Raw genomic sequence first — 6,155 nt, 5'->3', positions numbered from 1 at the left:
CCACCCTCCTCGTCATCGCCAAGCAGCCGCTCCCCGGCCGCGTGAAGACCCGTCTCACCCCGCCCTACACGCCCCAGGAAGCCGCCCGCCTCGCCGAGGCCGCGCTCCGTGACACCCTGGACGCCGTGCTCGCGGCGCCCGCCCGGCGGCGCGTCCTGGTCCTTGCCGGGGACGCGGGCCCATGGCTGCCGACGGGCTTCGACGTCGTGCCGCAGTGCGCGGGCGGCCTGGACGAGCGGCTCGCCGCGGCGTTCGGGGGGTGCACCGGGCCCACGGTCCTGATCGGCATGGACACCCCGCAGGTGACCCCCGCGCTGCTCGCCCCCGCCCTGGGCCACGACGCCTGGCGGGACGCCGACGCGTGGTTCGGTCCGGCCGTGGACGGCGGCTTCTGGGCGCTCGGCCTCGCCGAGCCCGACCCGGAGCTGCTGCGGGGCGTCCCCATGTCGACGCCCACCACGGGCGCGGCCCAGCGCGACCGCCTCACCGCGGCCGGCCTGCGCGTGCGCGACCTGCCGGTCCTGCGGGATGTCGACACCGCCGATGACGCCGCGCTCGTCGCCGCCGACGCGCCGGACAGCCGATTCGCCGCAGCCCTCGCCCGCCTCACCCCGGCCGGCCGCCGATGAGCACCGCCGTGGCGTGGTGCGCCGACCCGTACGCCGACGCCCTGCGCAACGGCCACGGCCCGCTGTTCCTGCGGCGCACCGACGGCTGGCTGCTGCCCCTGGAGGTCGAGCGCTGGTGCGCTGCCGCCGACGCGGCGGACCTCTCCGCGCTGCGCCGCTGCACGGGCGCGGTGCTCGACATCGGCTGCGGGCCCGGCCGCCTGGTCGCCGCGCTGACCGCCCTCGGCCACCACGCCCTGGGCATCGACATCAGCGAGGCGGCCGTCGCCCACACCCGCCGCCTCGGCGGTACGGCCCTGCGCCGGTCGGTCTTCGATTCCGTTCCGGACGAGGGGAGTTGGGGCACGGCGCTACTCATCGACGGCAACATCGGCATCGGCGGCGACCCGGCCGCGCTGCTCGCCAGGACCGCCCGGCTCCTGGTCCCCGGCGGGCTCCTCATCGCGGAGACCGCGCCGGTGGACGTCGACGAGCGGGTCCACGTCCGCGTGGACGACGGCCGGGGCCGGGACGCGGCCGGGGAGACCTTCCCCTGGGCCCGGCTCGGCACCCCGGCCCTGCTGCGCCACGCCCGCCCGACGGGCTGGCGCCCCGCCGATCAGTGGACGGTCGGCGGCCGCTCCTTCGTCGCACTGCGCCGCCGACGCGACGTACGCAGCAACAGGCACAGCGCCGATCCCGCGAACAGCACCGCCGTCACCAGCAGCCAGCGCCCGAGGAACACCCCGGCCGGCAGGCCCGTGGCCGACTCGTAGCGCGGCACCGTCCGGGCGATCAGCGGGAACCACACCAGCAGGAGCAGCAAGGACAGCGCCGCCGGGACCCGGATGAAGTTGATCAGGTCCCGGCGGCGCCCGCCGAGCGCCCGCTGCACGCCCCGGTCGGCGATCGCGTACAGCGGAACCAGCACCAAGTCGTGCAGCAGCGCCGCGCCGACGAACCAGGCCGCGACGGCGAGCCAGTCGTCCGCGAGGAGCCGCACGCCCGCGTACCCGGCGAGGGCGAACGAGGCGAGCAGCAGGAGCAGTTGGAGCGGGCTCTCGCCGTACGCGCGACGGAAGTGTTCCTGGAGCTTGCCGCCCGCCATCACAGCTCCCCGAAGGTCAGCCGGGCCACCCATTTGGTGTTCAGCACACCGGGGGCCGCCGGGACGATGATCCGTGCCGGATATCCGTGGTCGGGCGACAGGTCCTCGCCGTTCACCTGGAGCGCGAGCAGCGAGCGCGGGTCGCGGACCTGGTTGTCGCGCAACGCCGCCTGACGGAACGAGCCGTGCCGCTGGAGCGAATCGACGAACACTCCGGGCACCGTCGACCGGTCCTCGTACCCGACGAGCGCGGCCAGGTCCCGCAGCCGGACCCCGCGCCACCACTGGTCGGACGTCGACCAGCCCTCCACGCACGCGATGGGCAGCGCCGCGCTGTGCTGGGTCATTGCCAGCAAGTCCTCTCTGCTCAGGGCCAGTTCACGCCCTCGGCCGCTGACGACCAGCCGCCACGACCGGCCCGTGTCGGCCGATCTGATCCCCACCCTTGCGGCCGACTTGTTGATCTGGAAGCCGTTCGGTCCCGTCCCCGGTTCACCGCCCCCGTGCGGCGCCAGCAGCGCCGTGCGCCGTGCCACGCCGTCGAAGTTCTGCCCCGCCGTCGTCGCGAGCAGCAGCAGCGAACCCCCGCCGACCAGGCCGAGCGCACCGCGCCGGGACATCGTCGACCCCTCCGACGGCTTGTCGTGCGTACGCAACTGCTCGCGCACCCCGCGCTCCCGCAGCGTGCGCACCGCCCGCGGCAGCTTCAGCGCGGCGTGCGCGAGGAAGGCGCCGAAGAACACCCAGGCGCCGTAGAAGTGCAGGGGGTAGAAGGAGCCGGGGAAGAGGTACTCCAGCTGGATGTTGAGCACCCCGGTGGCGAACTCGAACAGCGCGCCGCCCACCAGGAGCAGCAGCGAGAGCCGCTCGAGCGCGTGCCCCGCCGACCGCACCGGCGGCAGCTCGAACAGCTTCGGGATCACCGACCACAGCTTGCCGAGCAGCACCGGGATCAGGGCGATGCCCACGGTGACGTGCAGGCCCTGGTTGAGGCGGTAGAGCCAGTGCGGGTCGGTCGGCCAGGAGAAGAGATAGAAGCCGAGCAGGCCCTTGTCCGGGGTCTTGTCGTTCACCGGCGACAGGTTCGGGTTGTACGCGGCGTACGAGAGAAGCCCCGTCACAAAGAGCAGCGTCACCCCCACGAGCAGGACGACGCCCAGTACGGAGGTGAACCACGTCCCCCGCAACGGACTGCGCCAGAAGCCCGGCGAGCCTGGGGGTCCGGTGGTCGGCTGGGTCCGTGCCTTGTCGCCCATGATGCGTCCTCGGCGGTCACGAGCGGAGGCGGGATCCGCCGCTCTGAGCCGACGGTAAGCCGCACGACCTGCCGGAACGGGCCCACGACTCATGACAAAACTCTGACGGCGCAAGACCTCGCCGAAGGGCGGCGCAGCCGCGCCGCAAGATCTGACGGATCGGTGACACCGCCCCGTCCAGCGCCCCTGACCGGGGTTTCCCGGCCTAGCGTGCAGAGGTGATCCCCCGAGAAAGACGCGCCACCCCGCCGCGCCGCGATCTGCTCACCGCCGGGGCCGGCGTGCTGCTCGTCGCCCTGGCCGTCGCCGTCGGCACGTACATGGAGAGCGAGTACGGCAATCTGCACGTCAACTGGCCACCGCTGTACGCCAAGTGGTCCCCGCACATCGGTCCGGGCACCCCGGCCGCGCTCGCGGTGGGCGCCGCAGTCATCGCCTACGGCCCGGCGCTCGCCGCACGCCTGCCGTGGCGGGCGCTGGTCCTCGGCAGCTGGGGCGCGTCCCTGGCCTGGATCTGGTCCCTCGCGCTCGTCGACGGCTGGCATCAGGGCGTCGCCCGGCGGCTGACCACCAAGTACGAGTACCTCCAGGTGATCGACCGCTTCGACGACATCCCCGCCGCGCTGCGGGACTTCACCCGGCACATCCTGATCGACGCGCCGGACCACTGGCCCGCGCACACGGCGGGACATCCGCCCGGCGCCACGCTCACCTTCGTCGTCCTCGACCGCGTCGGCCTCGGCGGCGGCGCCTGGGCCGGTGTCTGGTGCGTGACGCTCGGCGCGACCGTCGCGGCGGCGGTGCTCGTCACCGTGCGCGCCCTGGCCGACGAGGCGAGCGCACGCCGGGCCGCGCCCTTCCTCGTACTCGCCCCGGCCGCGGTGTGGACCGGCACATCGGCCGACGGCTACTTCGCCGCCGTCGCCGCGTGGACCATCGCCCTGCTCGCGCTCGCCGCGACCCGCACGGCCCGCTTCCCGGCGGCCGCCGCCCTCGGCTCGGGCCTGCTGTTCGGGCTGCTCTGCTACCTCAGCTACGGCCTGACGCTGTTCGCGGTGATCGCCGCCGCGGTGCTGCTGCTCGCCAGGACCGCACGCCCGCTCCCCTTGTTCCTTGCCGGGGCCGCGGTCGTGCCGCTGGTGTTCACCCTGGCGGGCTTCAACTGGTGGGAGGCGTACCGGCTGTTGGTGGAGCGCTACTACCAGGGAGCGGGCGGCATCCGTCCGTACGGCTACTGGGTCTGGGCCAACCTCGCCTGCACGGTCCTTGTCGTCGGCCTCGCCACGGTCGCGGGTCTGGGCAGGACCGTGACGTGGGTGCCGGGCGCCGTCCGCCGCCGGCTGCGTACGGGAGAGGACACCGCCGACGACCGGCTCGCCCTGCTCGTCCTCGCCGCGCTGCTCACCCTCGCCGCCGCCGATCTCTCCGGGATGAGCAAGGCGGAGACGGAACGGATCTGGCTGCCCTTCGCGGCCTGGCTGCCGGCCGCTGCGGCGTTCCTGCCCGCGCGTACCCAGCGCTTCTGGCTGGCCGCGCAGGCCCTGCTCGCCCTGCTGCTCAACCACCTGCTCCACACGGGGTGGTGAGGGCGGGCGACTCCCGAGCGCCGATGACCGCCTGGGCCTCGGCCGCCAGCGCGCGCCGGTCGGTGCCGTGCAGCGGCGCGTGCGCGGTGATCCGCACGGTCAGGTCGCCCGCGCGGGCGACCCGGTGCAGCGAGGCCGCGAAGGTCTCGTCGCCGAGGAAGGCGGCGGCGGTGCTGGGCGCCCCGTCCTGTTCGTAGCGGATGGTCACAGGGCGTACGGGGGCGCCCGCGTCGGCCGCCGCCTGGAAGGTGGCCCGGCGGAACCGGCCGCCGGACACGGAGCACCAGGTCGTCGCCTGCGGAAAGGCGGCGACCGATCGGCCCGAACGCAGAGTCGCCGCCAACTCAGCTACGGCGAACGGCAGTTGACGCAGTCCTTCGCGGTCGATGAACTGCGTCCCGGCGCGCCGGGCGAGCGTGCCGACGACCGGCCACCCGCCCACCTCCCGCTTGGCGAGGACCGTCACCGGCTCCACGGCGAGCAGGGCGACGACGTCGAGCCAGGAGATGTGGTTGGCGACGATCAGGGTGCCGGCGGGGCCGGCGCCGACGGTCAGCCGGTCGAGGTCCGCCGCCGGCCGGACGCCGAGCGCGGCGAGCACCCCCCTGGCCCGCGCCCGGAGCGCGCCGGGCTCGGCGAGCCGCTCGCCCTGCGCCGCGCCTTTGCCGATCTCGTACGCCAACGCGGCGTACCGGCGGGCCACTTCACCCGGCGGCACCGACAGCCCTGACTGGCTGGCGCAGGCCGGGGTGCACAGACTCGCCGGGGCCCACTGGCTCATGGCGTCTCGCCCAGGAAGTAGCGGCGGTGGCGGTCGCTGAGCCGTTCCATGTCGAGCAGGACGAAGAAGTCGGCGACGTCGAACTCGGGGTCGTGCGTCGGCGCCCCGCACATCCACGCGCCGAGCCGCAGGTAGCCCCGGAGCAGCGGGGGAAGGTCGGCGTAGGTGGGGCGCTCCACGGTCGGCTCGGTGGGCGTCCAGGGGCGCCGGGGGTGCACCCGCAGATCGGGCGGCGACGCGTGCTTGGACGTGCCGAGCAGCCAGGCGCTGGAGGCGGCCTTCCCGCCGTCGGACAGCGGCACGGACGCGCAGCCCGCCAGGTAGCGGTGGCCGGAGAGCAGGACGTAGCGGGCGAGTGCGGACCACATCAGGTTGATCACCGCGCCTGAGCGGTGGTCCGGGTGCACGCAGGAGCGGCCCGCCTCGATCGTGGACGAGCGGAGGTCCGCGAGTGCGCGCAGATCGAACTCGCCGTCGGAGTAGGACCGGTCGGAGCGTCCGGGCGGCAGCAGGCGGTAGGTGCCGACCACCTCGTCCGTGGTGGTGTCGGTGACGATCAGGTGGTCGACGAGGTCGTCGTAGGCGTCGACGTCGTGACCGGGCAGGGGCGTGTGCAGGGTGGCACCCATCTCCTCGCCGAAGACGCGGTACCGCAGGCGCTGCGCGGCCCGTATCTGCTGCTCGGAGTCGGCGATGGAGGTGACGTAGGAGCCGGTGACGGCGCCGGGGGCAGCGGGCGTCGAGGCGGTGGCCGAAGCCAGGGGGGTCGAGGGCATGACAGATCTGTTCTCCGTTCGGGGAGGGTGGGTCGTACAC

Annotated in this window: 6 protein-coding genes; 3 read left to right on the top strand and 3 right to left on the bottom strand. The window is 74.2% G+C overall.

The window, feature by feature from the left end:
• Both E2651_RS40150 and E2651_RS46250 read left to right on the top strand, forming a co-directional pair.
• Positions 1-629: DUF2064 domain-containing protein (locus E2651_RS40150; RefSeq protein ID WP_135336215.1), on the top strand; the 629-nt coding region annotated here is incomplete at its 5' end.
• A complete protein-coding gene (locus E2651_RS46250; protein WP_135336214.1) occupies positions 626-1,384 on the top strand; it encodes a class I SAM-dependent methyltransferase in 759 nt (252 codons plus the stop codon). The genes E2651_RS40150 and E2651_RS46250, both read left to right, overlap by 4 nt.
• A 331-nt stretch (positions 1,385-1,715) precedes the next feature.
• On the opposite strand, the gene E2651_RS40135 is transcribed toward E2651_RS46250, so the two are convergent.
• On the bottom strand, positions 1,716-2,972 hold the full coding sequence (locus E2651_RS40135) for a molybdopterin-dependent oxidoreductase (protein WP_135336213.1): 1,257 nt from the start codon (positions 2,970-2,972) through the stop codon (positions 1,716-1,718).
• 221 nt (positions 2,973-3,193) lie between these two features.
• Here E2651_RS40135 and E2651_RS40130 point away from each other — a divergent pair, with 221 nt between their 5' ends.
• Positions 3,194-4,558, top strand: coding sequence for a hypothetical protein (locus tag E2651_RS40130; RefSeq protein WP_135336216.1), 1,365 nt, complete (start codon positions 3,194-3,196; stop codon positions 4,556-4,558).
• Here the strand turns inward: E2651_RS40130 and E2651_RS40125 are convergent.
• Positions 4,530-5,339, bottom strand: a complete 810-nt coding sequence (locus E2651_RS40125) for a lysophospholipid acyltransferase family protein (protein ID WP_135336212.1) — start codon at positions 5,337-5,339, stop codon at positions 4,530-4,532. The genes E2651_RS40130 and E2651_RS40125 overlap by 29 nt on opposite strands.
• Entirely contained in the window at positions 5,336-6,115 is a 780-nt protein-coding gene (locus E2651_RS40120) for a GNAT family N-acyltransferase (RefSeq protein WP_135336211.1), read from the bottom strand. The genes E2651_RS40125 and E2651_RS40120 overlap by 4 nt, the downstream gene beginning before the upstream one ends.
• Between the last annotated feature and the right edge of the window lie 40 nt (positions 6,116-6,155).

Origin of the sequence: Streptomyces sp. MZ04 (assembly GCF_004684775.1) — a bacterium.
In the GTDB taxonomy this organism is placed as follows: Bacteria; Actinomycetota; Actinomycetes; order Streptomycetales; family Streptomycetaceae; genus Streptomyces.
This window is presented reverse-complemented; position numbering and strand designations above follow the sequence as displayed.

Bases quoted from the DNA above. Each gene is read 5' to 3' on its own strand.
- E2651_RS46250 (WP_135336214.1), top strand. From the start codon at position 626: ATGAGCACCGCCGTGGCGTGGTGCGCCGACCCGTACGCCGACGCCCTG.
- E2651_RS40135 (WP_135336213.1), bottom strand. From the start codon at position 2,972: ATGGGCGACAAGGCACGGACCCAGCCGACCACCGGACCCCCAGGCTCG.
- E2651_RS40125 (WP_135336212.1), bottom strand. From the start codon at position 5,339: ATGAGCCAGTGGGCCCCGGCGAGTCTGTGCACCCCGGCCTGCGCCAGC.
- E2651_RS40120 (WP_135336211.1), bottom strand. From the start codon at position 6,115: ATGCCCTCGACCCCCCTGGCTTCGGCCACCGCCTCGACGCCCGCTGCC.